We start from the raw sequence: 25,179 nt of genomic DNA, 5'->3' as shown, positions 1-25,179 counted from the left end.
CCTGAGGCGATGGACGCTCCGGAAGGGGAGGCGCCGCCGCCTCCGGACGTGCTCGCCGCCTTCGGGGCGGCGGGGGAGCCGATGTGGATGGGCGGGGCATGGCGGGCCGGCGATCTGGCGCTCAAGCAGGTCGGCTTCCTGCCCGAGACGCTCTGGCGGGCCGGCGTGCTCGCCGGATTGCCCGAATCGCCGCACTTCCGGGTGGCCCGGCCTGTCGAGGCGGCCGGCGGCGGCTGGGTGAGCCAGGGCTGGGAGGCGACCAGGATGATCCCCGGCGTGCCCGACGTCCGGCGGCAGGACGACGTGCTGCGTACCGGGGCCGCCTTCCACGAGGCGATCGCGCACCTGCCCAGACCCGGCTTCCTCGACCGGCGCGACGACCCCTGGGCCCAAGGCGATCGCGTGGCCTGGGAGGAGCTGCCCGTCCCCGGCGCGGCGGCGGGGCTGCTGGAGCCGCTCGTACGGGCCCGCCGCCCGGTCGACCTGCCCTGCCAGGCCGTCCACGGCGACCTGCCCGGCAACGTGCTGTTCGCCGGCGGCCTGCCACCGGCCATCATCGACTGGCCCGTCTACTGGCGGCCGGCCTCGTGGGCCGCGCCCGTCGCGGTCGCCGCCGCCCTGTGCTGGTACGGCGCCTCTCCCGCGCTCGCGGACCGCTGGGCTCACCTGCCCGAATGGGGGCAGATGCTGATACGTGCACTCATCTACCGGATCGTCACCCTTGACCTGGTGCACGGGCCCGAGGGCTGGACCCGGGACCAGATCGCGGCCCACCACCCGGCGATCGAGGTCGCGCTCGCTTACGCCGGTTGAGCCCGTTCACGCCGGGGCCCCGGCTCGCCCCGGCTGGGCGCCGTACGGAGGAGAATGGGGCTTGATGGACGAGCTGATCACATTCATACGGGCCCGGCTCGACGAAGACGAGCGCGGGGCACGGGACGCGACGCCGGGCCCGTGGTCGTACGACCCGGGCAAGGAGTGGTACGACGGCGACGACTTCGTCACCATGACCAACGGGCAGGAGTTCGTCGGCTACGGTGGCATGTCGCTCTTCCGCGGCGCCGTCTGCATCACCGGCGACGCCGGGCACGCGCAGTCGGCCAAGGACGCCGAGTACATCGCCGGCCACGACCCGGCGCGCGCCCTGCGCGAGACGGAGGCCGGACGCCGTACGTTGGCCCGGCACACCCCCGCCCCATCGGCAGAGGCCGGCCCGCTTCAGGACGCCGAGTCACCCTCCGGAGCCGAGCCGGACGGCGCGCTCCGCTGCCAGTACGACGGACAGCCGTGGCCGTGCCCGGACCTGCGCGATCTCGCCGCCCCCTACGCCGATCACCCCGGCTACCGGGACGAATGGCGGCCGTGAGGGCGAGCGGCACGGCGGGGACCGGGTCCCCGCCTGCGCCGTCAGCCGCGGGCGATCCGGATCACCGACGCGCCCAGCGGGGCCAGTGACACCGTGGCGGACACCGGAGCCCCGGTGAGCAGATCCGTCCCCTCCCCGCCCACGGGCACGGACACGCTGTCGGCCGCGCTGTGGTTGAGCAGGAACACGTACTCGTACGCGTCGTCCCCCCGCACCGTGCATTCGACGTGCGCCGGCACCCCCTCGAAGCGCGACCGCACCCCGGCCTCCGCCACCACCCGGGCCACGACGTCGTCGAACGCGCCCTGCTCCAGCAACGTCGCGAAGTAGACCACCCGCCCGGCCCCGTACCGGTTCTCGACCACGGCGGCCCGTCCCGCGAGCAGCCCGTCGGCGTACCTCGCCAGCGCCGTGCCGCCCTCCAGGTGCAGGTCATCACGCCACCACGTGGCCGTCGCGGAGCCCCCGTCGGCGAAGGACACGGCGAACACCTCGTCCGGCCTGGCCGGCCAGTACTCGTCGATCTTGGCCCCGATGAGCTCGCGGAACGCTCCCGGATAGCCGTCCGGCCGCACCCGGTTGTCGGCGTCCACGACGCCGGAGAAGAACGACATGATCACCGTCCCGCCGTTCCTGGCGAACTCGTGGATCCGGGCCACCCCCTCGTCGTCGATCAGGTACGCGTTCGGCACGATCAGCACCTTGTACCCGCCGTACCCGTCGGACGGGCCGCCGTGGGGAACGACGTCCACGGCGTGGTGCCGCTCCCACAGCGGCGTGTAGTGCCGCATGACCGTGTCGGTGTAGCTGAAGTCGCTGCGCGGCAGCCCGAACACCTCCTCCAGCCCCCACCAGCCGTCCCAGTCGAACACGATCGCGATCTCCGCCTGCGAGCGCGTGCCGGCCACGGGGGCCAGCAGCTTCATCTCCCGCCCGAGATCGCTGATCTCGCGGAACGTACGCGAATCGGGCCCGGAGTGCGGCAGCATCGCCGAGTGGAAGCGCTCCTGCCCGCCCCTGCCGGCCCGCCACTGGAAGAACATCACCGAGTCGGCCGCCCGCGACACCGCCTGCAGCGACCCGAGCCGCATCCGCCCCGGCTCCTTGACCACGTTGAGCCGCCACTGGCTGACCGCGCTGCTGGACTGCTCCATCAGCATCCACGGCTGCCCGCCCTTGAGCGAGCGGAACAGGTCGTAGTTGAAGGCCGCCGACACGTGCGAGTCGGATTCGGCCGGGTCGGGGTAGATGTCGAGCGCGGCCGCGTCCTCCTCCGGCGCCCACTTCCAGTAGTCGGCGTGGCGGAAGAAGCGCATGAAGTTCGTCATGACGGGGACGTCGTCGCGGTAGGAGCGCACGATGTCCCGCTCGGCGAGGTAACACTCCAGCAGCGCGTCCGAGGTGAAGCGCTTGAAGTCGAGCCGGCGGGTGGGGTTCATCCACGTACGCGGGATGTGCGGCACGTCGATCTGCTCCCAGTCGGTGTAGACCTGGCCCCAGAACCGCGTGGTCCACGCCTCGTTCAGCCGGTCGAGGTCGCCGTACCTGCGCCGCAGCCAGCGCCGGAACGCGGCCCCGGCGGCCGGGCCGAACGACGTGGGCCCGTACTCGTTGCTGATGTGCCACATCGCCAGCGCCGGATGGAACGAGTAACGTTCGGCGAGTTCGGTGGTGATGCGGGCCGCGTACTCGCGGTAGATCGGCGACGAAGGGTCGTAGTGCAGGCGGTTGCCGAAGCCGAACGGCTGCCCGTCCTCCCTGATCGGGAAGACCTCGGGGTGCAGGTGGGTGAGCCAGACGGGCGGCGCAGCGGTGGGGGTGGCCAGGTTGACGCTGACACCGTGGTCGTGGAGGAGGTCCATGACCTCGTCCAGCCAGCCGAACTCGTACGTGCCCGGCTTCGGCTCCAGCGAGGCCCACGCGAAGACGCCCAGGCTGACGGCGTTGACCCCGGCCTCGCGCATGAGGCGGACGTCCTCGCGCCAGACCGAGCGGTCCCACTGCTCGGGGTTGTAGTCCCCGCCGAAGGCGAAACCGCCCACGCGCCGGCGGAAGGCTTCCATGCGTGACATCTCGGTGGCTCCCATGGTTCTTCGGTCCTTGGGTCGGACACGCCTCGCGCACGCGCCCCCGGCGTTGATAGCGCTGACAGAACTGCTCGGCCCGGCCCCTGCCATGCGCCTCCGCTGGATCAGAAAGTTTCGGACTCTGTTTCCGAAAGATGACCGTGACATTGCTGGGTCGTTACGCTAGGCTCCCGCTCGTAGCACTGTCAACAGTCCTCGGCCTACGGCGACATCGGCAGGTCAGCGGGTCGACCCAGGCCGATCTCGACCGCCGAAAGTTTTCGTCTCCTGTGCCGTCGAGACGCGGCACCACGGCACAACGGGAGGTCCGGTGCGCAGAGCCACGCTGGCCGACGTCGCGGCGGCCGCCGGAGTGTCGGTGCCCACGGTCTCCAAGGTCCTGAGCGGCAAGAAACACGTCTCCGCCGCAACCAGGGACAAGGTGCTCGAAGCCGTCAGAACCTCCGGCTACGAGGCGCCGCGCGCGCCCAGCAGGCCCAGGGCCGGCGTCGTCGACCTGCTCATCGAAGGACTCGGCTCACCGTGGGCGCAGGTGCTCATCGGCGGCGCGGAGAAGGCGGCGGCGCGGTGGGGGTTCTCGCTGGTCCTGACCTCGTCCGCGCGCTCCGACTTCGACCTGCGGCGCTGGATCGGGATGGTGCGCAAGCGCAACACCGACGGCGTCGTCCTCGTGCTCTCCCGCGCCGACCAGCGCGAGATCGCCGCCATCGAGGAGCTGCTGCACGTGCCCCTGGTGCTGGTCGACCCGGTCGGGCAGCGCGACCCGCGCCTGTCCTCGGTCGGCGCCACCAACTGGCTGGGCGGCGTCATGGCCACCACCCACCTGCTGGAGCTGGGGCACACCCGGATCGGGTTCATCGGCGGGCCGCTCGACACGCAGTGCACGCTCGACCGGTACGAGGGCTACCTGGCCGCCCACCGTACGTTCGGCATCGACTCCGACCCCGCGCTCGCCCGCTACGGCGACTTCCTCGTCACCGGCGGCAAGGAGATCGGCGGCGACCTGCTCGACCGCGCCGACCCGCCGACCGCCGTCTTCGCCGGCAACGACCTCCAGGCCGCCGGCGTCTACCAGGCCGCGACCGAGCGCGGCGTCCGCGTGCCCGGCGAGCTGTCGGTGGTCGGGTTCGACGACTCGATGCTGTGCGACATGCTCTCGCCGCCGCTCACCACCGTCCGCCAGCCGCTCGACGACATGGCCAACGAAGCGGTACGGCTCGTCGCCGAGGAGCTGACCCATCCGCGAGCGCCCGCCGGCACCCGCATCGAGCTCGCCACCACACTCGTCGTCCGCGGCAGCACCGCCCGGCTCCACCCCGATCCGGCCCGATCACCGGGGAGCCCGGCCGGCCGGGCTCGTCCTTAGCGCCTGCGGACGAACGGCCCGCGCCGGTTTCGGAACGCGAGCCTCCGGAAACCGGACCTCAGGACGCTGAGCCGCGAAAGCCGGCCTCCGGCAGGGGCCCCGGCAGGCGGGGCCTCCGGAAGGTGCGGCTCTCCGGGAGGGGTCAGAGCAGTCCGGCGTCGCGGACCTTGTTGGCCACGTGGACCCGGTTGTCGGTGCCCAGCTTGGCGAAGATGCGGGTGACGTTGGCCTTCACCGTGGCCACGCTCACCGACAGGTCCCGCGCGATCTCGGCGTTGGAGCTGCCCTTGGCCACCTCGATCGCGACCTCGCGCTCCCGTTCGGTGAGCGCGGCCAGCTCGCGGGCCGCCTCGGGACGATGCGGCTCATGACGGCCGGTGGCGGCCGCGATCACCTGCTGGGCGACGCTCGGCGACAGCACCGGCTCGCCCTTCGCCACCGCCCGCACGGCCTCGATCATCTTCGGCGGTGGCGTGTCCTTCAGCAGGAACCCGTGGGCGCCGATCCGCAGCGCCCGCATCACCATGTCGTCGGCGTCGAACGTGGTCAGCACCAGGATGCGGGGCGGGGACGGCCGGGACAGCAGCAGCTCGGTGGTGGTCAGGCCGTCCTGCTCCGGCATGCGGATGTCCATCAGCACCACGTCGGGCCGCAGGTCGCGGATCACCGCCATGGCCCGCTTCCCGTCGGCCGCCTCGCCCACGAGGTCGAGGTCGGGCTCACCGCCGAGGATCAGGCGCAGCCCGGTGCGCACCATCGGGTCGTCGTCCACGATCACCACTCGGATCACGAGCTCAAGCCTCCCACGGCAGCAGGGCGTCCAGGACGAAGCGCCCGTCCCGTACGCCATGGTCGAGCATGCCGCCGGCCATCCGGGTGCGTTCGGCCAGCCCGACCAGCCCCAGCCGCCCGCCGGGCCCGGCCGCGTCGCCGGCCGGCGCCTGATTGCTGACCCGGATCCGCAGCCCCGCGCCCGGCCGCCCGCCGAGCTCGGCCCGCACGGGGCTGCCCGGCGCGTGCTTGCGCGCGTTGGTGAGCGCCTCCTGCACGATCCGGTACGCGTGCCGGCCCGTCTGCGCCGGCAAGTGCTCCCTGCCCGCCACGGTGTCGTCCACCTCGACCCGCTGCCCGGCCGCGCGCACCTCCTCGAACAGGGCCTCCAGGTGGGCCAGCGTCGGCTGCGGCGCCTCCAGGCCGCCGTCGCGGCGCAGCGTGCCGAGCACGGCGCGCAGCTCGTTGAGCGACTGGTGCGCGTTGTCCTGGATCGCGAGCGCGGTCTCGCGCATCTCCTCGGGGCCGAGGTCCTTACGGTAGGCCAGGCCGCCCGCGAGCATCGTCAGCAGCGAGATCCGATGCGCGAGCACGTCGTGCATCTCCTGGGCGATCTTCAGCCGTTCGGCGAGTTTGGCCTGCTCGACCCGGTGCTCCTGCGCCGCCACCGCCGCGGCCCGCTGCGCCTCCGCCCACTCGCGGCGCCCGCGCAGGTAGAGGCCCACGACCGTGAGCACGCCGAGCACGGCGGCGCCGATCGCGCCGAAGACGAGGGTCAGCGCCCAGCCGTCCTGCCAGCGGGTGGAGGCGAGCGTGCAGAGCCAGAAGACGACCGCCACCGGGACGACCTGCCGCCAGCGGCGGTGCGTGGCCAGGGAGGCGAAGGCGACCAGGGCGGGGCCCGTGACGGTGAAGAAGAACACGGTCGGCAGGATTAGTGCCAGCGTGACCGGGACCGGCCACCTGGCACGGAGCCCCAGCACGATCAGACCGGCCACGCCGACGCCCATGTCCAGGAGCAGCCGCTGGTCGCCGGACTCGGGCCGCCCCGGCGCGAGCGTGGTCAGGATGACCAGGTAGAGGAGCAGGGGGAGCGAGGCGAACAGATAGAGCAGGACGGTGCCGAGCCGATCGGCCACGGGCATCCGGCCGGCCCCTGCACGAAGGCCGCTTCCGGCCACCGGAGGGGAGCTTTCGGAGGTCGGCGGCCCTGTTCCTGGGGACGGCCGGCGGTCGTCGGGGTGGTCCTGCACGTTCCCAGCCTAGAGACCTTCTGTCCAGGGCTTTAGCACCCCAGGTCCACCTCACTGCCGACCATGGTCCACATTCTCGCCCTCAACGCTGGACCCAGGACCGATGAGATCCGGCCGCCTTTTCGGTGAACTTGACCCGTGATTGAATTCCACCGCCTCAGCAAGGCGTACCACGAGGTGAAGGCACTGGACGAGGTCTCCTTCACCGTCCAGCCGGGCACGATCACCGGATTCCTGGGTCCCAACGGCGCGGGCAAGTCCACCGCCATGCGGATCCTGGCCGGCCTGTCCCGCCCCACCTCGGGCAGGGCCACCGTGCTGGGGCGGCCGTACGCCGAGCTGGAGAGACCCGGCTACGACGTCGGCACCCTGCTCGACGCCGGCGCCCAGCATCCCGGCCGCTCCGGCCGCGAGGTGCTGACCCTGGGCGCGATGATGCTCGGCCTGCCCCGCTCGCGCGCCGACGAGGTGCTGCGGCTGGTGGGCCTGAGCCCCAAGGAGGGCCGGCGGCCCGTCGGCGGCTACTCGCTGGGCATGCGGCAACGGCTGGGCATCGGCCACGCGCTGCTCGGCCGCCCCAGGGCGCTCATCCTCGACGAACCGGCCAACGGCCTCGACCCCCGGGGCATCCACTGGATGCGCGGGCTGCTGCGCGACCTGGCCGGCTCGGGGTGCGCGGTGCTGCTCAGCTCCCACCTGCTGCACGAGGTCGAGCAGGTGGCCGACCGCATCGTGATGATCGGCGCCGGCCGGGTGCTGGCCGAGGGCACGCTCGCCGAGCTCGGCCGGGGCCGCGACCTCGAACGGACCTTCCTCGAACTCACCAGCCACGCAGACCGGAGCCTGGCATGACCACCGACACGCCGACCGCGGACCACCTCCCCTTCGGCAGGCTGCTGCGGGTGGAGACCCGCAAGCTGCTCGACACGCGCACCAGCATGATCATGATGGGCGTTTTGATCGCGGTCGCGGTGGCGCTCGTCGTCGGCCGGGCCCTGTACGGCGGTCCGGCCGACCTGTTCACCCTGGCCGGCACGGCCGGGATCGCCTCGGGGACGCTGCTGCCCGTCCTGGGCATCCTGTCGCTGACCGGGGAGTGGAGCCACCGCACCGCGCTGACCACGTTCACGCTGGAGCCGCGCAGAGGCCGGGTGCTGGCGGCCAAGTGCCTGCCCGTGCTGGTCGCCGCCGTGGCGGCGTGCCTGCTGGCGCTGCTGGTGGCCGTGCCGGCGACCGCCGTCGCCGCGGCCGCCCACGGCGGGCAGGCGGCCTGGGAGCTCGACCCCGGCCAGGTGCTGGGCTGGATCGCGACGACGATCGTGTCCACCGCGCAGGGGCTCGCCCTGGGCCTGCTGCTGCTCAACGCGCCCGCCGCGATCGTGATCTACCTGGTCAATCCCATGCTGTGGAGCTTCGTCGGCCGGCTCGGCCCGGTGGGCGAGTCGGCGGGGGAGTGGCTCGACCCCAACAGGACCATCAGCGTGCTGATGAGCTCCGGCCTGACCGGCGCCGACACCGCGCGGCTTGTGGTGTCGGTGGTGCTCTGGATCGTCATCCCCGCAGGAGTGGGCGTTCTGCGGGTGCTGAGGAAGGAAGTGCGCTGACGTCCCTTTACCAGCAACGTAGATCTTTGCCAGTTTCATGGGGTTTTGTTTGCGTTTGTCCGATTCGGATCGTAACGTAGACCTCGTTCCCCGGTGAAGGATCCATCGCGTCACGTCTCGACGAAGTGGGCCCGCCGGACCTCCGGATCCCGACCTCCGTGGATCCAGCCGCGCTCCACGCAGCGTCCGTCACGGCGCGCTGCCCAGATTACGTTCGTCCGCGAGCGCAAGTTCCCGTCCCCTAACAAAGGACCTGAATTTCTTCATGTCTGCTCGCCTGCGTTCCATCGCTCTGCTCGCCGCCTCCACCGTCACCGCGGTGACCATCGGCTCGGCCGCCACCGCGCACGCCGAGACCGGCACCGGACAGCGAGGCGTTCTGCAAGGCTCGACCACCGCGTCCTACTTCTGGGACGACTCCTCCGGCCGCGCCGGAGACACCGGTCTGCCCGCCGCGGGCAAGCCCATGCAGAAGGGCCTGGCCGCCAGCCCGAGCTGGCCGCTCATGACCGAGGGCTACGTCGTCTACAAGGGCAAGAAGCTGCCCTTCTTCGTGGGCGACCGGGGCCCGGGCGACCCCTCCAACCGTGGTGTGATGCTGGACCTGGACGCCAAGACCTTCGCCGAGCTGACCGGCGGCCGCTTCAACCCCGAGACCCTGGGCGTGGACGGCATCGGCGGCGAGGGCCACATCAAGATCGACTACGTCGTCACCAAGTGGGGCGACGGGGTCGGCCGGAAAAACTACCCGGTCGCCTTCTCCACCGGCTCCTGGGCCGAGAAGGACACTCACCCCGTGACCCAGCCGGTCTCCGTCAAGAAGCCCACCGGCTGACCTCCCCCCACCGGCCGTAGTCCGGCCGCACGCTCGAAAGGGCGCCCCTCCACCGGCGGGGGCGCCCCTTTTCACGTACGGCTGCCGATCGGTCGTCGGGGTGGGGTGTAACGCCCCAGCGAGTGGCGTGCCGCTGAGCCGGCAGTGCGACGCCGCCGGCCAACGCGAACGTGCGCCTGATCGAACAGGCTGAGCGCGGGTCGCCGACATGTGCCCACGAGTCGGTGGTGCATGACCACCGCACCGGCAGGCTGGTCATGGCCGTCGCGCGCTCGGTGGATCGAGGGGTGACGGCCGGAGTCCGCGCGAGCCGGCAGAGGGCGGCGGTCAGGAGTAGGTGCCCCAGTAGTAGCCGTAGGGCGTCCACTTGCATTCTGCCTTGAAGCCCTTGCTCCGCTTCACGGCGGCTTCCGAGACGCACACGCTCTTGCTCACGGGGCCGTGCCAATGCCATGACTTCGCTTGCGCCGGAGCGGCGTTGAGTGCCGCCACGAACGTCATCGAGACCATGGCCGTCCCGAGGAGGAGGGCGATTCTCTGCTTCACAGGCGAACCTCTCTTCTGGGAGCCCCGCTCTTCCACGTGCAGGGGCTCGGTGGTGGCCACAGCCAAGCAGGCGCCGGTATGCCGCCGGTATGGAGGCTTGCAAGCGATCTACGCTGTAAAGGCGTCCTGCCGAATAAGATCTTTTCCGGTCGCCCGGTGATCCAAGTGGCGTCCGGGAGACGAATCGAGGTCACCTCTCCGAGAAGGGACTTCGATGACCCAGCCTCACTGGTTACGCAAGACCCTCGCGGCCGCGGCGATCCTGGCCGCCGCCGCGGGCGTTCTGGCGCCCGCGACCTCCGCCTCGGCCGCGGCATCCGACGCCTCGGCCGCCGTCGTGCCGCCGCCTTACGCGGCTGACCTGCCCGATCTCAGCACCCCGGCCGTGGCCTACGATCGCGCCGCCCCGCCCGTCGCGACCGGTGTCGCCGTGCGCGGGGCCGATGGTGCGCTGCTCTACAGCGCCCGCTCGGGTACCACGTTCGGGCCGCTCCAGTCGCTCGGCGGAGTGATCGTCGGCGATCCGTCGGTGGTGGTCAACTCCTTGGGGACCCACTTCTTCGTGCGCGGGACCGACGACCAGGTCTACACCAACACGATCACCCCGTCCGGCGCCGTCACCGGTTACTCGACGGTGCCCGGCCTGACGGTCACCGGCGATGTCGAGGCGCTCGTGCCCAACCTCGCGCCGGCGGGCAGCCTGCGGATCTTCGCGCGCGGCCCCGACGGCGCCGTGTGGACCAACAGCCTCAACGGCGGCGCGTGGGCCGGCTGGAGCAGCCTCGGCGGCTTCGCCACCAGCGACATCACCGCCACCCGTACCTTCGCCGTCCCGAACGACACCGTCCGGGTGTTCGTCCGGGGCGCCGACCACCGCGTCTACGTCAGCAGGGTGAGCGCCAGTGGCGTCACTCCGTTCGAGCCGCTCGGAGACCTCCAGGTCACCAGTAACATCGCCGTCGCCGAGGACGCCCTCTTCGGCGGCGGCTTCATCGCCGCACGGGGCGCGGACGGCGGTCTCTGGACGCTCAACCTGTTCACGCTCCCGTACGCCTGGAAGCCGCTCGGCGGGATCGCCACCAGCGACCCCGCCTTCAGCTTCCAGGGCAACGTCACCTCTCTGTACGTCCGGGGCACCGACGACGCCCTGTACGTCAACAAGGCGGCCTCGCCCGATGCCGCCTACCGCGGTTACGAGCGGATCGACGGCGCGGTCTCCGGCAACCCGGCGGCGTTCGGCCCCGGTGTCAGCACGCTGGGGCCAGGATTCCTGCTGGCCCGCCTCGCAAGCGGATCCCTGGGCCTGAACGTGGATCCGTCTCCCACGCTCCAGCCGCCGCACAAGTTCGGCGGGTTCACCCCGATCCCGGGCCCGGCCGTCGGCTGAGCCACGCCCGCCCGTGCACCGCGAACCACGGTCGCTCGCGTCTCCTTGAGGCGCGGGCGACCGCCCGGGCGGGGGACGGCGACAGCGGTGGTTGTGCGGTCTGGAGGTCAGGATGCCTTCTGCCAGAGCGAGATGTGGCTGCGGCTGTCGCCGGTGTAGGGCTCGCGGTTCCAGCCGGCCCATCGTTCGCGCAAGGTCATTCCGGCGATCCGCGCCATCAGATCGAGCTCGGACGGCCAGACATAGCGGTGCCGCGTCGAGCGGGTCTCCAACCTGCCGTCCACGACCCAGTAGTGATGGGAGACGGCGATCTGTGACGTCACGTCGTACTCCTCGAACCCGAGATGCGCCGGGGTCACGGTGAACGGGTGCACGGTCTGGCCCGGTGGCAGGCGACGGAGCTCGGGGATGTAGACCTCGATGACGAACGAGCCGCCGGGTTCGAGCTGGTCGGCCACGGCACGGAAGCATTCGACCTGTTCGTCCTGGGTGGTCAGGTTCGTGATGGTGTTGCGTACCAGATAGGCGAGACTGAAGTCGTGCCCGGCCCTGGTGGTGGCGAAGTCGCCGATGGTCACGTCGATGTGCTGGGCGCCCGGTTTGCCGCTGAGCTGGGCCGCCATCGCCGGCGACAGCTCGATCCCGTGCACCCGGACGCCGCGCCGGCTGAGGGGCAGCGCGATGCGGCCGGTGCCGATGCCCAGTTCGAGCGCGGTGCCGCCCGGCCCGGCCAGGGCGGCGAGGAAGTCCACGGCGGGGTCGACGACCGCGGGTTCGAACAGCTCCGGCCATTTGTCCTCGTACGTCCGCGCGATGTGTTCGTCGAAGTCGTTCTCCGGCATGGAGGTGGTTGTGCCCGGGAACGCACAGCGCTCACCGACCGATTCGGTGAGCCCATGGTGGCGGGTGTGGCCCGGCTACTCGCCGCCCTCGACGCAGAACTCGTTGCCTTCGGGGCCGGCCATCACCACCCAACCGCCGGGGGTGAGGCCGCGGCGGTCGTCCACGATGCGCGCGCCCAGCGATTCGAGCCGGGCGAGCTCCTGCTCCTGCGATCCGTCCTGGGGCATGAGATCGAGGTGAACGCGATTCCTGCCGCGTTTCGGCTCCGGCACCTCGACGAAGACGAGGTGAGGGGAGCTGTCATGTCGAGGCCCACCCACCAGAACGGGTTGCCCGGCATGTCCACCTCCGTGCGGGGGCGGGCGAGCCCGGGAGGCCCGCCCGCCGTCCGCCGGTCACCTGGTGGCCGGGATGGGGACCTTCGACCAGTCGATGTCCGAGCCGAGGTAGAAGCTCGGGTAGGCGGGCTGGTTGTAGGCGGTCTGCTGTCTGGCCACCTCCACCCGGTACTGCGGGTCGTGCATCAGCGTGTACAGCTTCCTGTCCGTCAGCTCGGTGCTGACGTACATCCGCACTGCGCTGCTGTCGGTGGTGCGGACCAGCAGTTCCTCGCGCCAGTCGCCGAACACGTCCGCCACCAGGCCGGGGTTGCCCTTGGTCCAGTTGTTGGTCAGCGTGCCCTCGGCGGTCAGCAGCGTGCCGCGACGGCGGTCGCCGATCGTCGGCGTCTGCAGCTCGGTGGTGGCGGTGCCGTTGACCATCTGGGTGGTCATGTCGGCGGCCCAGCGGATGCTCATGTTCGTGCCGGGGGCGTCGCGGCCCAGGTACTCGCCGCGGGCCGACCACAGGCCGGCCTGGATCGCCTGGTCGGGCGGCATCGACGACCAGGTCTCCAGGCCGCGGACGGCCGGGTCGATGTCGCCGGTCATGCCGCGGCCGGTGTCGACGCCGCTGTAGCCGCCGTGGATCACCTCGCCGGTGGCCGCCTCGCGCAGCGCCCAGCCGTACGGGGCCCAGGGGCCGCCCTCGTGCACGGTCCAGATCTCCAGGCCGGGCCGGTCGGGGTCGATGTCGCCGACGTGCATGGCGTCGCCGTGTCCGAGGCGGACGTTCTGGCCGGGCACGTTGCTCTGCGGCGGGGCCACGGCGAAGGAGGAGTAGAGCAGGTCGCCGTCGTCGTCGATGGTGGCGGAGCCGTAAATGACCTCTTGCCTGCCGTCGTCGTCCACGTCGGCCACGCTCATCGAGTGGAAGCCCTGCGTGGTGAGGGTGGCGTACTCGGGATTGCGGCCGTCCACGCCGTGCGGGGCGGCGTTGAACGGGTTGGCCATCGGGACGTGGCCGCTGTCGACGTACCAGCGCTCCTTGAGCCGCCTGCCGTCCCAGTCGTAGGCGACCAGCGTGGTGCGGGTGTAGTAGCCGCGCGCGAAGATCGCCGAGGGCCGCTTGCCGTCGAGGTAGGCGACCGAGGACAGGAAGCGGTCGACCCGGTTGCCCGGCTCGACCCTGGACATCGCGTAGTCGCCCCACAGCAGGCCGTCGTCGCCGCGGCGGGGCTTGTAGTGGATGGTCTGCAGTTCGCGGCCGGTGGCGCCCTCGAAGACCGACAGGTATTCGGGGCCGGTCAGGACGAACCCGGCGAACTCGCGCAGCCGGTTGTTGCCGCTGCGGGCCGGCGCGTAGACGTCCACGAAGTACGTGGCCAGCTCGACCGCGTCCGCGTGAGAGAGCGGGTAACGGTACTTGGGCGCGATGCCGAACGCCGCTTCGAGCGTGGCCGGCCAGCGTCCGGCGACGACCTCCGGGTGCTCATGCCACTTCTCGAACATGGCGGCAACATGGTCGAAATAGTCTGCCGCGCTTTTTCGATAGTCGTCGGTATTCGCGTATCCGGCTTTGACGTCCGCGCGGGGCATCGTGACATAACGCTCGGAGACGACCTGACCTCTGCCGCCGTACCGGATGATCTTGGTGCCTGGGGCGGTCTTGAGCATCATCTCCGAACGCCCGTCGCCGTCGAAGTCGTAGACCAGGAACTGGGTGTAGTGGGCGCCGGAGCGGATGTTGACGCCCAGGTCGAGGCGCCAGCGCAGGGTGCCGTCCAGTTCGTACGTGTCCACGTAGGTGTTGCCGGTGTAGCCGCGCTGGGAGACGTCCTTGCTGTTGGACGGGTCCCACTTGACCACGTACTCGTACTGGCCGTCGCCGTCCACGTCGCCGACGCTCAGGTCGTTGGCCGCGTACGTGTACGCCTCGCCGGCCGGGGTCACGCCGTCGGCCGGTTTCTTCAGCGGAAGGTCGTAAAACGTTTTAAGCCAGGGCGTGGCCGCGCCGCTCTTGCGGCCTTCGCGGCCCTTGACGATCGGCGCCACCCGGTACTGCGAACGGGCCGTGCCGCCGGTGTCCTTGTAGTTGGTGCTGTCGGTCACGGTGGCGATGGGGCGGCCGTCGCGGTAGACGCGGAAGGTGGCGCCCGTCATGCCGTTCCGGCCGTGGCCGGAGACCTCGTCACCGAGGAGGCGCCAGCTCAGGAAGACGCCTTCGCCGGTGGAGGCGGCCACCAGGCCGCGGTCGAGCTGCTCCAGGTGGGGGGTGGAGCGGTGGCGGCCCGAGGCGCGGGCGATCTCCGGGCCCTTGTACGCGCCCGCGGCGTGCACGGCTTCTGCGCCCGTGCTGCCGGTCGTCGCGTCGGCGTCTGTGGCGCCCCTGTCGCCCGCGGTGTTCGCGGCGTTCGCGGCCGTGGGGAGCGCGGTGAGCGGCAGGCAGAGCAGGGCGGCCAGGCCGGTGGCGAGCGCTCGGCGGATGCTGCTGGGGGGTCTCATGGTCACGAGCTCCGCTGATTAAATCGATATAATTTTAGCTGGGAGAGTATTGGCGGATAGCGGCTCCTGTCAAGGCTTTGTTGCCGGTCGATTTCCGGTGCGGTGAAATGGGGCGTTAGCTGGCAAATGCGAAATAAAGGGAATAAGGCGATTCGCCGGGCAGGCGGTGAGCGGATACGCCTATGGCGCGAGCTGCACGCCGACGCCGGTGAAGCCGGCCGGGACGCCGTCCGTCACCAGCAGGTCGGCCGCGTCCCAGCCGCACACCCGGATCGGGGCGTTCAAGGCGAACTTGCGCGCGTCGCCGACGACGATCGTCCTGCGGGCGACGGAGATGAGGCGGCGCTTGGTCTCGGCCTCGTACGGGGTGGCTCCGTACACTCCCGAGGCGTCGAGCGCGGTGGCGGCCAGGAACAGGGTGCGCACGCTGAGGTGTTCGAGCGCCGCCAGGGTCTCGGGGCCGCCGAAGGAGCGGGTGTCCCTGCCGTACTGGCCGCCGACGCCGATCAGCGTGACGTCCGGGCGGGGGGCGAGCGCGGCGATGGCGGGCAGCGAATGGGTGATCACGGTGAGGCCGGCGTCGGCGGGCAGCAGCTTGGCGATCTCCAGCGTGGTGGTGCCCGAGTCGAGCGCCACGGTCGTGCCGGGCTCGACGTGCCGCACGGCCGTGACGGCGATCGCGCGCTTGGCGGCGCCGGCCTGCTCCGACCGATCGGCGAACGGCGGCGCCGTCGCCTCCGCCGCCGTCGCGCCCCCGTGCACCACGCGGATGAGGCCGTCCTGGGCCAGTCTGCGCAGGTCGCGGCGGACGGTGTTGGGGGAGACGTCCAGGTGGGTGACGAGGTCCGTGGCGGCGACGTACCCGTCCAGTTCGACGCGACGCAGGATCGCCTCGCGGCGCGCCGGGGCGGAGGTGTAGCGCAGGCTGGTGGCCTCCTGGGCGCTGGTCATGTGACTATGATGCCGCAAAGGTTGGCGTTTTTCCGCCATTTTCTGGATTTATAGTGACAACATGACGGGTGCAGCGCAGAGCGCGCCAGAACAGGAGCACCGATGGCCGGCCCCGGCACCACCGCCCCCGAGCCGACGCTCGACCTGCTCGCCCGGCCTTCCGGCGGGTTCGCCATGGTCGCCATGGATCAGCGCGAGAGTCTGCGGCAGATGTACGCCGCGGCGACGGGCGAGCGGGTGGGTGACGAGGTGCTGACGTCGTTCAAGCTGACGGTGGCGCGTGAGGTGGGGCCGTACGGTTCCGGCTTCCTGATCGACCGGGACTTCGGGTTCGAACGGGTGGCGGCCGAGGGCTTGGTGCCCGGCGGGCTGATCGTCGCCGTGGACAGCTTGCGGCAGGACCCGGACGGACCGGTCGAGGACACCGCGATCGACGAGCGGGTGGACCTGGCCGCCGCGCGGGCGGCCGGGGCGGTGGCGGCCAAGTTGCTGCTCATCTGGCGTGACGACGAGGAGCGGGAGCGCCGGCTGGAGACGGCGGCCGAGTTCGTCCGGCGGTGTGCCGCGGCCGGGCTGCTCTCCGTGCTCGAAGGCGTCGCCAAGCCCGCCGCCCGCCAGAGCGCGTTCGACGGGTCGGCCGCGATCAGGGAGGCGGCGCGGGAGCTGGCCGGGCTTCGGCCGAGCCTGTACAAGGCGCAGGTCCCGCTCGGCGGGGCCGCGCCGGAGGAGAAGCTGCTGGCGGAATGTGCCCTGCTGGACGAGGTGATCCCCGTCCCGTGGGTGGTGCTCTCGCAGGGCGTGGAGCGCGACGGCTTCCCGGCGGCGGTACGAGCGGCCTGCCGGGCGGGCGCGTCGGGCATGCTGGCCGGCCGGGCCATCTGGAGCGACGTCGTCGGCGCGCCGGACCTGGCCGCGCGGTTGAGGGCGCGTTCGATGCCCCGGCTGCGGCGCCTGGCCGCCATCGTGGACGAGCACGCGCGCCCGTGGAACGCACGATGACCGGCCCGGCAACCGGCCCGATGTAGCCGGTCGGAATCCGGTCCGAGCCGATGGGCGGACGCAGCCGGCAAGGCCGGTGTCCGAGCTGGGGATGACGCAGAAGGCCGAGGTCAGCGGCCGAGGCGGTGGGTGACGCGTACCCGCCACAAGCCAGGCCCGCAGGCCAGGTACGTGAAACCGTAGTCGTCGTGGCAGGCCGCCAGCGTGTCGCACAGGTCGCTCGGGTCGGTGCCTGAGCACAGATCGAGCTGCTCGTCCCGCGACAGCCGGTGCAGCCGGTCGCCGACGGCCTCCGTCAGGCGGTCGGCGGGAAGCGCGTCCAGGTCGACGACGGGGCCCTCGGTCAGTGGGTACCAGTGGTGCGGGCAGGCGCCGAGAGCCGAGGTGGAGGTGGCCGGCGCGTCCGGGGCGGCCAGGATCGCCTGCTCGATGGTGAGGTGGTCCCCGAGCTGGATGAGCAGGTCGCGGACGGTGGTGGCGAGCCGGGCGGGGGAGCGGGCGCCGCGTTCGCGGGCCGCGGCGGCGAGGGTGCCGACGCAGGCGCGCAGCCGGGCGTGGTCGCGGGCCGGCCGGGACAGCTCGGGGGTGGTCTCGTGGGCGGGGAAGAGCAGCCGTTCCTCGTCGGTGACCTGCCTGATGAGCTCGGCGCGCAGGTAAGCGGCCAGCGCGGTCAGTTCGCGGCTCGGCCAGCGGTCCTGCTCGGTCACCCGCAGGACGTCACGCGCCCGGCCGGTGACCTGGGTCAGGAGGTGGGTGTGTTCCATGGTCAGCGTCGTCAGCGTGTCCATGATCCCTTTCCTTGGGGTGGAGCGGGCCGGTGCCGGGGCTCAGTTTCCGTCGAACGGGGGCGAGGCGCTCTCCCACTCAGGAGGCAGGATCGCGGTGTCCATCCGCCGTAGCTCGTCGCGGTGCAGCGTGCCCAGGCGGGTCAGGACGCGTTCGCCCGCGGGGGCCAGCGTCACGCGCACCGCCCGGCCGTCGCTGGGATGGGCGGTACGGCGTACGAGACCCTGTTTCTGCGCCCGGCCGACGAGCTCGACCACGCTGTGGTGGCGCAGCAGCAGCCGGTCGGCGAGCTCCCGAACGCTCGCCCAGTCGCGGCCGGGGAAGCCCTTGAGCGCCAGCAGCAGCTGGTACTGCTGCGGGGTCAGGCCGGCGGCGCGCACCGCGTCCTCGCTGAAGCGCAGGTAGGCGCGGATCGCGAAACGGAACCTGGCCAGCGCCTCGAAGTCCTGCTTGGTCAGGGGCTCCGGTCGCGCCGCTCCGGATTCGCCCGCCGGTACGACGGTGGATTCGTCCGTGTCCGCAGGTGCGACCGCAGTGTCGTCCATGCCCGCGGGTGCGATGATGGATTCGTTCTGCTCCGGCGTCTCGTCCAGAACGTCGCCCACGATCGCGTCGCCTCTCTCGCCTCTCCCAGGTCACGCGCGCCCCGGGCCGCACGTGACAGCGTCCATGGATTCCAGTTTATATCGTGCTACGATACAAATATCCAAGCTGGCGGCATCGCCCTGGAGGTGTGTCGTGCTCGACGACGACGAACGTGCGGCCCTGAGGGACATTCAGCGCCGGTTGGCAGATGACGATCCGGACTTCGCCCGATCGTTCGTCGCCGGCGCGCGACGCCTGGCCCGGGCGGCGACGCCGCTCCTGCCCCAAGAGGCGTACACGATCATGACCGTCTTCAGCGCGGCGTTCGCGGTCATCTCCCTGCTCGCCGGATCGCCGTTCGTCGCGCTGCTGTTCGCCGGGCTGAGCGGCTGGATCTGGTACGCGCGCTCGCGCCGGGCGGAGGAGCGGCCGTGACACCGGCGACGCCCGGGCACCGGCAAGGGGCGCCCAGGCGTCGTCATGAACGGCTCACCAGTCGTGGACGGTGCCGTCCTTGAGCCGGTTGAACGGCAGGTAGGCCGGCTGGTACGGGAACCGCGCCGCGGCCTGCTCGTCCAGCTCCACCCCGAGCCCAGGCAGCTCACCCAGATGCAGATAGCCGTCGTCGAACGTGAACGACTGCCGGAACACCTCGTTGGTCGCCGCCCCGTGCTGCATGTACTCCTGGATGCCGAAGTTGTGGATCGCCAGGTCCAGGTGCAGCGCGGCGGCCATGCCGACCGGTGAGATGTCGGTCGGGCCGTGGATGCCGGACTTGATCTGGTACTGGGCGGCGAAGTCGAGCAGCTTGCGCATGGCCGTGATGCCGCCCGTGTGGGTGACCGCCGAGCGGACGTAGTCGATGAGCTGCTCGCGGATCAGCGTCTGGTAGTCCCACACGGTGTTGAACACCTCGCCGATCGCCAGCGGCGTGGTCGTGTGCTGCCGGACCAGGCGCAACGCGTCCTGGTTCTCGGCCGGCGTGCAGTCCTCCAGCCAGAACAGGTCGTACGGCTCCAGCGCCTTGCCCAGTTTGGCCGCCTGGATCGGCGTCATCCGGTGGTGCCCGTCGTGCAGCAGCGGCAGCTCGGGACCGAACTCGTTCCGCACCGCCTCGAAGACGCCGGGCAGGTGACGCAGGTAGGCGCGGGTGTCCCAGTCCTCCTCGGCGGGCAGCGGGGTGCGCTGTGCCGGCTCGTAGTCGTAGCGCTTGCCGTCAACGCTGGGCTGGGCGGCGACACCGTAGACGGCGTTGATGCCCGGCACGGAGGTCTGCACCCGGATCGAGCGGTAGCCCAGCTCCAGGTGCCGGCGGATCGAGTCGAACAGCTCCTGCTCGTCCCGGCCCGACGCGTGCCCGTACGCCATGATCCCGGTCCTGGAGGCGCCGCCGAGCAGCTGGTAGAGCGGCATCCCGGCGGCCTTGGCCTTGATGTCCCACAGCGCCACGTCCACGGCCGCGATAGCGGCCATGGTGACGGGACCGCGCCGCCAGTACGCCGAGCGGTAGAGGAACTGCCACGTGTCCTCGATGCGGTGCGCGTCCCGCCCGATCAGCAGGGGGACGACATGATCGGCCAGGTAGGAGGCGACCGACAGCTCGCGCCCGTTGAGGGTGCCGTCGCCCAGGCCGGTGATGCCGTCATCCGTGGTGATCTTCAGGGTGACGAAGTTCCGGTCCGGACTGGCGACGACGACGTCCGCGGCGATGATCTTCACAGAGGTGCCTTTCTCACAACAGGGATGGGGCTCACCATTCCGCGAACGAGCCGTCGCGGTGCCGCCAGATCGGACCGCGCCAGGCGTGCCCCCGCTTGTCGGCGGCGCGGACCGAAGCCTCGTCGATCTCGATGCCCAGGCCGGGCGCGGTGAGCCGCTCGATGTGGCCGTCCGCGAACGCCAGCGCGGCCCGGTCCACACAGTAGTCGAGCACGTCGGCGCCCCGGTTGTAGTGGATGCCGATGCTCTGCTCCTGGATCAGGTAGTTCGGCGTGGCGAAACCCACCTGAAGGCAGGCCGCCAGCGCGATCGGGCCGAGCGGGCAGTGCGGGGCGAGCTGCACGTCGTACACCTCGGCCAGGGCGGCGATCTTGCGTACCTCGGTGATGCCGCCGGCGTGCGCGAGGTCCGGCTGGGCGACCGCGATGCCGGCCTGGAGGACCGGCAGGAACTCCTGCCGGCTGTAGAGCCGCTCCCCGGTCGACACCGGGACCGGCGTCGAGCGGACGAACTCGCCGATCAGGTGCGAGTTCTCCGGGACGACCGGCTCCTCCAGGAACAGCGGCCGGTACGGCTCCAGCAGCGGCGCCAGCCGGCGGGCGTTGGCCAGGGTGAAGCGCCCGTGCAGGTCCACGGCCACGTCGCGGATGTCGCCGAGCACCTCGCGGGCGGCGGCCACCCGGGCGACCACGCCGTTCAGCTCGGCGACCGAGGCGAGCGGGCTCATCCGGCCGGAGGCGTTCATCTTCACCGCGGTGAGGCCGGCCTCGACCTGGGCGGCGATGTGGTCGCGCACCTCGCTGGGCTCGTCGCCGCCGACCCACCCGTACACGCGGATCCGGTCACGGACCGGGCCGCCGAGCAGCTGGTGCACCGGCGCGCCGAAGTGTTTGCCGGCGATGTCCCACAGCGCCTGGTCCAGGCCCGACACGGCGCTGGCCAGGATCGGCCCGCCCCGGTAGAACGAGCCCTTGGTCATCACCTGCCAGTGGTCCTCGATGCGCAGCGCGTCCCGGCCGACGAGCAGCTCGGCGAGCTGGTGCACGGCGGTGCGCACGGTCTCCGAACGCCCCTCGCAGGTGGCCTCGCCCCAGCCGACGACGCCCGAGGCGGTCTCGACCCGGACGAAGAGCCAGCGGGGGGCGACCAGGAAGGTCTCGACACGCGTGATGGCCGTCATGCCCTCAGCCCTTGGTCGCGCCGGCGGTCAGGCCGGAGACGACGTACTTCTGCACGAACAGGGCGATCACCATGATCGGCAGCGTGACCACGGTGGTCGCGGCCATCAGGCCGCCCCAGTCGATGCTGGCGTACCCGACGAAGTCGAAGATCGCCACCGGCAGGGTCTTGGTGTCCGCGTCGGACAGCACCAGGGCGAACATGAAGTTGTTCCAGGAGAAGATGAACGACAGGATGCCCGCCGTCGCGATCCCCGGCACCGACAGCGGCAGCGTGATCCGCCGGAACGCGCCCACATGGGTCAGCCCGTCGACCAGCGCCGCCTCCTCCAGCTCCTCGGGCAGGCTGTCGAAGTAGCCCATCATGATGTAGACGACCAGCGGCAGCGACACGAACATGTGGCTGATGATCAGCACCCCGAAGCCGCCGACCAGCTTCAGGTTGGAGAAGACGTAGAACCAGGGGACCAGCAGCGACACGCCGGGGATGACCCGGGCCATCAGCACCACCAGCGCCGACTTGCGCATGTTGAACCGGCTCATCGAGTACGCCGCCGGCACGCCCAGGATCAGCGAGAGCACGGTCGCGGCGAACGCCACCCAGAGGCTGTTGACGATGAACTCGACGTAGTTCGCCTGCTGCAGCACGTTGGCGTAGTTGGCCAGGGTGGGGACGAAGGCCAGCGCCTTGCCGGGGTCGTAGATGTCGACGTTCGTCTTGAACGACGCGGCGACCATCCAGATCAGCGGCGCGATCAGCCCGAGCACCACGACCGTGAGCGCCACCCCCCGGAACACCTGGTAAGCGGTCCGGGGTCTCATCGCTGCGCCTCCTTGCGCCGGGTGGTCAGGGCCCACATCGCCCCGATGATGATGAGGAAGAAGAGGATGAGCACGGTGGAGGAGACGCCGTACTCGTTGTAGTCGAAGCTGAGGCCGTAGGCGTAGACGTTGAGCGTCTCGACCTCGTGGAAGGAGCCGCCGCCGCGGCCCTTGGTGGCGTACAGGATGTCGAAGGTCTTCAGCGCGTCGATGCCGCGCAGCAGGATCGCCACCGTCAGCGTCGGCATCAGCAGCGGCAGGGTGACGTGACGGAAGCGCTGCCAGGTGCTCGCGCCGTCGATGCGCGCGGCCTCCTGCGGCTCCTCCGACAGCGAGGTGAGCCCGGCCAGCAGGATCAGCACCACCATCGGCGTCCACTGCCACACGTCGATGAAGATCGTCGTGGGCAGGGCCGTGTGCTGGCCGGCCAGCCACGGCTGCGGCCCGATGCCGAACCAGCCGAGGGTCTGGTTGGCCAGGCCGATGTTCGGGTCGAAGATGAGCCGCCACATCATGCCGACCGCGACCGGGGTGGCGACCAGCGGCAGCAGGATGGCGACCCGGACCCAGCGCTCGCCCTTGAACGGCCGCCACAGCAGCAGCGCGATCGCCATCCCCAGCACCACCTCGAACAGCAGCGCCACGACGGTGAACGTGGCGGTCCGCCCGACGGCCGGCCAGAACCGTTCGAAGTCGGTCAGGACGTCGAGATAGTTCCGCAGGCCGATGAACTCGCTCTCCGCGCGCACGGATCCCTCGGCGTCGGTCAGGCTGAGGTAGCCGGTCCAGGCCAGGGGGAAGACGAGCAGCGCGGCGACGAACGTCATCGCGGGCGCGGCGAACAGCCACTTGCGGTGGTGATCGACCCAGCGGGCCCAGCCGGGCGTGGCGGGGGCGGTGGCGGCGCCGGGCGGCGCCTTGGTGGTGGTCGTTGCCATGAGGTCTCCAGATGAGGCGGAACCGCGGAGGTACGCGGGCGACGGTCGCGTCGCCCGCGTGCGCCGCTTACCGGGCCTCGTCGTCCAGGAACTTCTGGAACGCGGTGTTGGCGGTGTCGGCCGCCGCGGCGGCGTCCTTGCCGGTGATGGCGTCCACGATCGGCTGGCCGACGATCTCGCGCGACTCGGCGACCTTCACGACCAGGGGACGGTCATGCCCCACGCCGGTCTTGGTGCTGGCCGCGATGGAGTCGGCGAGGTCCTTCGGGAACGTCGAGATGCCCTCGGGGCTGTCCCAGACGGAGGCGCGGGCACCCGGCACGCCGGACTTCTGCTGCGCGAGCGTCTGGTCCTTGCCGGTGGCCCACTCGATGAACTTCCACGCGTTGGCGGTGTTCTCGGAGCTGGCGTTGACGCCCAGCGCCCACGACGGGATGTTGTACGGCTTCGAGCCCGCCGGGCCGGCCGGGAACGGCGCGAAGCCGACCTGGTCCGACACCTTGGACTTGGCCGGGTCGGTGGCGTTCTTGTACAGGGAGTTCGCCTCGGTGTAGAAGGCGGCCTTGCCCTGGGTGAAGATGGCCATCGCCTCGGGCCAGCCCATGTCGGTGCTGACGTTCGCCGGCCCCGAGTCCTTGATCAGGCCGCCGTAGAAGGCGTACGCCTGCTTGGCCGCGTCGCTGGCCACCGCCGACTTGCCGCCACCGTCGACGAAGTCGCCGCCGAAGCTGTAGAGGAAGCTCGAGAACTGGGTGACCGCCGCGGACTTGCCGGTACGGGCGACGAACCCGGCGACGCCGGGGTCGGACGCCTTGATCTTGGCGGCGGCGGCCTTCAGCTCGTCGAGGGTCTTCGGCGGGCCGTCGAGCCCGGCCTTCTCCAGCAGGTCCTTGCGGTAGTAGAGGACCTCCTGCTCAGTGATGATCGGCACGCCGACCGGCTTGCCCTCGTAGGTCGTGGCCTCCTTCGGGCCCGCCTGGAAGTCGGCGAAGTCCCAGCTCGCGTTCGCCTTCACCTGGTCCGACAGGTCGGCCAGGTACTTGTTCTTGGCGAAGAGCTTGCCCTCCTGGAGGGGCCGGTACATCATCACGTCGATGTCGGACGAGCCGGCGTTGAGCTTGACGTTGTACTGGTCGGAGAGCTGATCCTCGCCGAGCTGGGTGACCTCGACCTTGAGCCCGGACTGCTTCTCGAACTCGGGCAGCGCCTTCTTGATGTTGTCGGTCCACACGTGGTTGGCCAGCGTGACCCGGACCGTGTTGGATCCGCCCTCGCCGCTGTCGCCACCGCCGCCGCAGGCGGACAGGCTCATGGCAACAACCACGGCCAGAGATGGGCCGATTATCGATCGATGTCGCACGTCATCTCGCCTTTCGTCATGGTCGCCGCCCCCCGGTAGAGCGCCACGCACTCGTAACATCCGTTTAATGTCGGGATGCTAGGCCAAAAAAGCTGACTTATTCAAGTATCGTCTTTCAATTGATATGCTTTGTCCGTGACCCAGTCCTCCCCCAGGGGCGCATCCAGCCCACAGGCCCCTGCCGAGGCTGGGCTCCATGCTCGTGTCCTCGACGAACTCGGCACCGTCATCTGCAACGGCGACCCGCCCGCGGGCTCCGTCCTCAGCATCGAAGACCTGGTCGACCGCTACCAGGTGTCCCGCTCGGTGATCCGCGAGGTGCTGCGGGTGCTCGCCTCGATGGGGCTCGTCGAGACCCGGCGCCGGGTCGGCATCATGATCCAGCCCGCCGAGGCGTGGAAGGTCTTCGATCCGCAGGTGATCCGGTGGCGGCTCGCCTCCGGCGAGCGGATGGCGCAGATGCGCTCGATCACCGAGCTCCGTACGGCGATCGAGCCGTACGCGGCCTGGCTGGCCGCCGAACGCGTCCACGACGACGAGGCGAGCGATTTAGTGGGACTCGCCGCCAAGATGTGGGCCGCGGGCAAGGCGGGCGACGAGGCCCGCTTCCTCGACCTGGACATCGACTTCCACCGGCGGGTGCTGGTCGCCTCGGGCAACGAGATGTTCTCCGAGCTCCAGCTGATCGTGGCCGAGGTGCTGGCCGGAAGGCACCACTACCACCTGATGCCACACTACCCCGACGAGGAGGCGTTGCAGCTGCACACCGACGTGGCCCACGCCATCCAGCGGCGCGACGGCGAGCGGGCCAGGCGGGCCATGGTGCGGATCATGGAGCAGGGGTTCGCCGAGATGAAGTCGATGTGGGAGCGGACCGCCGAGCCCGGCGGGGAGTGACGCGCCGCGCCCGCCGGGGATGAGCACCGCCCCCCGGTCGGGCGGCGTCCGGTCAGGCGCTGCC

At 70.9% G+C, this 25,179-nt stretch carries 25 protein-coding genes; 10 read left to right on the top strand and 15 right to left on the bottom strand.

All coding sequences use genetic code 11. The features are described from left to right. Nucleotides 1-9 precede the first annotated feature (9 nt). Together ABFX54_RS43075 and ABFX54_RS43070 are read left to right on the top strand one after the other, a co-directional pair. Entirely contained in the window at nt 10-813 is an 804-nt protein-coding gene (locus tag ABFX54_RS43075) for a TIGR02569 family protein (protein WP_346112730.1), read from the top strand. Nucleotides 814-877: 64 nt separating this feature from the next. Beyond that, a complete protein-coding gene (locus ABFX54_RS43070) occupies nt 878-1,366 on the top strand; it encodes a DUF6221 family protein (RefSeq protein ID WP_346112729.1) in 489 nt (162 codons plus the stop codon). A gap of 41 nt (nt 1,367-1,407) precedes the next feature. Here the strand turns inward: ABFX54_RS43070 and ABFX54_RS43065 are convergent, their stop codons facing one another. Beyond that, nucleotides 1,408-3,438: a beta-galactosidase gene (locus ABFX54_RS43065; RefSeq protein ID WP_346112728.1), complete on the bottom strand. Its 2,031-nt coding sequence runs from the start codon at nt 3,436-3,438 to the stop codon at nt 1,408-1,410. A gap of 325 nt (nt 3,439-3,763) precedes the next feature. Between ABFX54_RS43065 and ABFX54_RS43060 the strand changes: the two genes are divergently transcribed. Then, nucleotides 3,764-4,819 carry a LacI family DNA-binding transcriptional regulator gene (locus ABFX54_RS43060; protein ID WP_346112727.1) on the top strand — a complete coding sequence of 352 codons (1,056 nt, stop codon included), beginning with the start codon at nt 3,764-3,766 and terminating at the stop codon, nt 4,817-4,819. A 142-nt stretch (nt 4,820-4,961) separates the two neighbouring features. Here the strand turns inward: ABFX54_RS43060 and ABFX54_RS43055 are convergent, their stop codons facing one another. Both ABFX54_RS43055 and ABFX54_RS43050 read right to left on the bottom strand, forming a co-directional pair. Next, the gene (locus ABFX54_RS43055) at nt 4,962-5,609 is read right to left on the bottom strand and encodes a response regulator (RefSeq protein WP_346112726.1); all 648 of its coding nucleotides are present in this window, start codon (nt 5,607-5,609) and stop codon (nt 4,962-4,964) included. 4 nt (nt 5,610-5,613) lie between these two features. After that, a complete protein-coding gene (locus tag ABFX54_RS43050; protein WP_346112725.1) occupies nt 5,614-6,735 on the bottom strand; it encodes a sensor histidine kinase in 1,122 nt (373 codons plus the stop codon). A gap of 246 nt (nt 6,736-6,981) precedes the next feature. Between ABFX54_RS43050 and ABFX54_RS43045 the strand changes: the two genes are divergently transcribed. From ABFX54_RS43045 to ABFX54_RS43035, 3 genes are all read left to right on the top strand, one after another. Next, a complete protein-coding gene (locus ABFX54_RS43045; protein WP_346112723.1) occupies nt 6,982-7,695 on the top strand; it encodes an ABC transporter ATP-binding protein in 714 nt (237 codons plus the stop codon). Beyond that, on the top strand, nt 7,692-8,447 hold the full coding sequence (locus ABFX54_RS43040) for an ABC transporter permease (protein ID WP_346112722.1): 756 nt from the start codon (nt 7,692-7,694) through the stop codon (nt 8,445-8,447). The genes ABFX54_RS43045 and ABFX54_RS43040 overlap by 4 nt, the downstream gene beginning before the upstream one ends. A 265-nt stretch (nt 8,448-8,712) precedes the next feature. After that, nucleotides 8,713-9,282, top strand: a complete 570-nt coding sequence (locus ABFX54_RS43035) for a hypothetical protein (protein ID WP_346112721.1) — start codon at nt 8,713-8,715, stop codon at nt 9,280-9,282. Nucleotides 9,283-9,609: 327 nt separating this feature from the next. Here the strand turns inward: ABFX54_RS43035 and ABFX54_RS43030 are convergent, their stop codons facing one another. Then, a complete protein-coding gene (locus tag ABFX54_RS43030) occupies nt 9,610-9,828 on the bottom strand; it encodes a hypothetical protein (protein WP_346112720.1) in 219 nt (72 codons plus the stop codon). A 214-nt stretch (nt 9,829-10,042) separates the two neighbouring features. Here ABFX54_RS43030 and ABFX54_RS43025 point away from each other — a divergent pair, with 214 nt between their 5' ends. Continuing rightward, the gene (locus tag ABFX54_RS43025) at nt 10,043-11,215 is read left to right on the top strand and encodes a DUF8189 domain-containing protein (RefSeq protein ID WP_346112719.1); all 1,173 of its coding nucleotides are present in this window, start codon (nt 10,043-10,045) and stop codon (nt 11,213-11,215) included. Between the two features lie 107 nt (nt 11,216-11,322). On the opposite strand, the gene ABFX54_RS43020 is transcribed toward ABFX54_RS43025, so the two are convergent. The 4 genes from ABFX54_RS43020 to ABFX54_RS43005 all read right to left on the bottom strand — a co-directional run bounded on the left by ABFX54_RS43020 (nt 11,323) and on the right by ABFX54_RS43005 (nt 15,831). Continuing rightward, nucleotides 11,323-12,057 (bottom strand): class I SAM-dependent DNA methyltransferase, encoded by a 735-nt coding sequence (locus ABFX54_RS43020; RefSeq protein ID WP_346112718.1) that lies wholly within the window; start codon nt 12,055-12,057, stop codon nt 11,323-11,325. A 75-nt stretch (nt 12,058-12,132) separates the two neighbouring features. Next, entirely contained in the window at nt 12,133-12,378 is a 246-nt protein-coding gene (locus ABFX54_RS43015) for a VOC family protein (protein WP_346112717.1), read from the bottom strand. A gap of 75 nt (nt 12,379-12,453) precedes the next feature. Beyond that, nucleotides 12,454-14,880 carry a rhamnogalacturonan lyase gene (locus tag ABFX54_RS43010; RefSeq protein WP_346112716.1) on the bottom strand — a complete coding sequence of 809 codons (2,427 nt, stop codon included), beginning with the start codon at nt 14,878-14,880 and terminating at the stop codon, nt 12,454-12,456. 180 nt (nt 14,881-15,060) lie between these two features. Then, the gene (locus tag ABFX54_RS43005) at nt 15,061-15,831 is read right to left on the bottom strand and encodes a DeoR/GlpR family DNA-binding transcription regulator (protein ID WP_346112715.1); all 771 of its coding nucleotides are present in this window, start codon (nt 15,829-15,831) and stop codon (nt 15,061-15,063) included. Nucleotides 15,832-15,933: 102 nt separating this feature from the next. Between ABFX54_RS43005 and ABFX54_RS43000 the strand changes: the two genes are divergently transcribed. Further along, complete coding sequence (locus ABFX54_RS43000) at nt 15,934-16,830, top strand: hypothetical protein (protein WP_346112714.1); 897 nt, start codon at nt 15,934-15,936, stop codon at nt 16,828-16,830. A gap of 110 nt (nt 16,831-16,940) precedes the next feature. On the opposite strand, the gene ABFX54_RS42995 is transcribed toward ABFX54_RS43000, so the two are convergent. Then, nucleotides 16,941-17,618: a hemerythrin domain-containing protein gene (locus ABFX54_RS42995; RefSeq protein ID WP_346112713.1), complete on the bottom strand. Its 678-nt coding sequence runs from the start codon at nt 17,616-17,618 to the stop codon at nt 16,941-16,943. A 39-nt stretch (nt 17,619-17,657) separates the two neighbouring features. Further along, complete coding sequence (locus tag ABFX54_RS42990; RefSeq protein WP_346112712.1) at nt 17,658-18,221, bottom strand: MarR family winged helix-turn-helix transcriptional regulator; 564 nt, start codon at nt 18,219-18,221, stop codon at nt 17,658-17,660. 133 nt (nt 18,222-18,354) lie between these two features. Between ABFX54_RS42990 and ABFX54_RS42985 the strand changes: the two genes are divergently transcribed. Next, nucleotides 18,355-18,636: a DUF3040 domain-containing protein gene (locus ABFX54_RS42985; RefSeq protein ID WP_346112710.1), complete on the top strand. Its 282-nt coding sequence runs from the start codon at nt 18,355-18,357 to the stop codon at nt 18,634-18,636. Nucleotides 18,637-18,690: 54 nt separating this feature from the next. On the opposite strand, the gene manD is transcribed toward ABFX54_RS42985, so the two are convergent. The 5 genes from manD to ABFX54_RS42960 form a co-directional block, all read right to left on the bottom strand. Beyond that, nucleotides 18,691-19,920, bottom strand: coding sequence for a D-mannonate dehydratase ManD (manD, locus tag ABFX54_RS42980; protein WP_346112709.1), 1,230 nt, complete (start codon nt 19,918-19,920; stop codon nt 18,691-18,693). 31 nt (nt 19,921-19,951) lie between these two features. Further along, a complete protein-coding gene (dgoD, locus tag ABFX54_RS42975) occupies nt 19,952-21,100 on the bottom strand; it encodes a galactonate dehydratase (RefSeq protein WP_346112708.1) in 1,149 nt (382 codons plus the stop codon). A gap of 4 nt (nt 21,101-21,104) precedes the next feature. Then, nucleotides 21,105-21,920 carry a carbohydrate ABC transporter permease gene (locus ABFX54_RS42970; RefSeq protein ID WP_346112707.1) on the bottom strand — a complete coding sequence of 272 codons (816 nt, stop codon included), beginning with the start codon at nt 21,918-21,920 and terminating at the stop codon, nt 21,105-21,107. Then, on the bottom strand, nt 21,917-22,858 hold the full coding sequence (locus tag ABFX54_RS42965; RefSeq protein ID WP_346112706.1) for a carbohydrate ABC transporter permease: 942 nt from the start codon (nt 22,856-22,858) through the stop codon (nt 21,917-21,919). Before ABFX54_RS42965 ends, ABFX54_RS42970 begins: the two co-directional genes overlap by 4 nt. A gap of 67 nt (nt 22,859-22,925) precedes the next feature. Further along, nucleotides 22,926-24,170: an ABC transporter substrate-binding protein gene (locus ABFX54_RS42960; protein WP_346112705.1), complete on the bottom strand. Its 1,245-nt coding sequence runs from the start codon at nt 24,168-24,170 to the stop codon at nt 22,926-22,928. Nucleotides 24,171-24,353: 183 nt separating this feature from the next. On the opposite strand from ABFX54_RS42960, the gene ABFX54_RS42955 reads away from it, so the two are divergent. Continuing rightward, complete coding sequence (locus ABFX54_RS42955) at nt 24,354-25,115, top strand: FadR/GntR family transcriptional regulator (RefSeq protein ID WP_346112704.1); 762 nt, start codon at nt 24,354-24,356, stop codon at nt 25,113-25,115. Nucleotides 25,116-25,179: the final 64 nt, after the last annotated feature.

Source organism: Nonomuraea maheshkhaliensis, from assembly GCF_039529435.1.
Classification (GTDB): domain Bacteria; phylum Actinomycetota; class Actinomycetes; order Streptosporangiales; family Streptosporangiaceae; genus Nonomuraea; species Nonomuraea maheshkhaliensis.
Note: the sequence above shows the minus strand (reverse complement) of the source record. Positions and strands in the feature narration are given on the sequence as shown.

Excerpts from the sequence above, each read along its gene's own strand:
- ABFX54_RS43070 (WP_346112729.1), top strand. The coding sequence starts at position 878 with ATGGACGAGCTGATCACATTCATACGGGCCCGGCTCGACGAAGACGAG.
- ABFX54_RS43005 (WP_346112715.1), bottom strand. The coding sequence starts at position 15,831 with ATGACCAGCGCCCAGGAGGCCACCAGCCTGCGCTACACCTCCGCCCCG.
- ABFX54_RS43065 (WP_346112728.1), bottom strand. The coding sequence starts at position 3,438 with ATGTCACGCATGGAAGCCTTCCGCCGGCGCGTGGGCGGTTTCGCCTTC.
- ABFX54_RS43020 (WP_346112718.1), bottom strand. The coding sequence starts at position 12,057 with ATGCCGGAGAACGACTTCGACGAACACATCGCGCGGACGTACGAGGAC.
- dgoD (WP_346112708.1), bottom strand. The coding sequence starts at position 21,100 with ATGACGGCCATCACGCGTGTCGAGACCTTCCTGGTCGCCCCCCGCTGG.
- ABFX54_RS43040 (WP_346112722.1), top strand. The coding sequence starts at position 7,692 with ATGACCACCGACACGCCGACCGCGGACCACCTCCCCTTCGGCAGGCTG.
- ABFX54_RS43035 (WP_346112721.1), top strand. The coding sequence starts at position 8,713 with ATGTCTGCTCGCCTGCGTTCCATCGCTCTGCTCGCCGCCTCCACCGTC.
- ABFX54_RS42995 (WP_346112713.1), bottom strand. The coding sequence starts at position 17,618 with ATGGACACGCTGACGACGCTGACCATGGAACACACCCACCTCCTGACC.
- ABFX54_RS43000 (WP_346112714.1), top strand. The coding sequence starts at position 15,934 with ATGGCCGGCCCCGGCACCACCGCCCCCGAGCCGACGCTCGACCTGCTC.
- ABFX54_RS42970 (WP_346112707.1), bottom strand. The coding sequence starts at position 21,920 with ATGAGACCCCGGACCGCTTACCAGGTGTTCCGGGGGGTGGCGCTCACG.
- ABFX54_RS42960 (WP_346112705.1), bottom strand. The coding sequence starts at position 24,170 with ATGAGCCTGTCCGCCTGCGGCGGCGGTGGCGACAGCGGCGAGGGCGGA.
- ABFX54_RS43075 (WP_346112730.1), top strand. The coding sequence starts at position 10 with ATGGACGCTCCGGAAGGGGAGGCGCCGCCGCCTCCGGACGTGCTCGCC.
- ABFX54_RS42965 (WP_346112706.1), bottom strand. The coding sequence starts at position 22,858 with ATGGCAACGACCACCACCAAGGCGCCGCCCGGCGCCGCCACCGCCCCC.
- ABFX54_RS43025 (WP_346112719.1), top strand. The coding sequence starts at position 10,043 with ATGACCCAGCCTCACTGGTTACGCAAGACCCTCGCGGCCGCGGCGATC.
- ABFX54_RS43050 (WP_346112725.1), bottom strand. The coding sequence starts at position 6,735 with ATGCCCGTGGCCGATCGGCTCGGCACCGTCCTGCTCTATCTGTTCGCC.
- ABFX54_RS43010 (WP_346112716.1), bottom strand. The coding sequence starts at position 14,880 with ATGAGACCCCCCAGCAGCATCCGCCGAGCGCTCGCCACCGGCCTGGCC.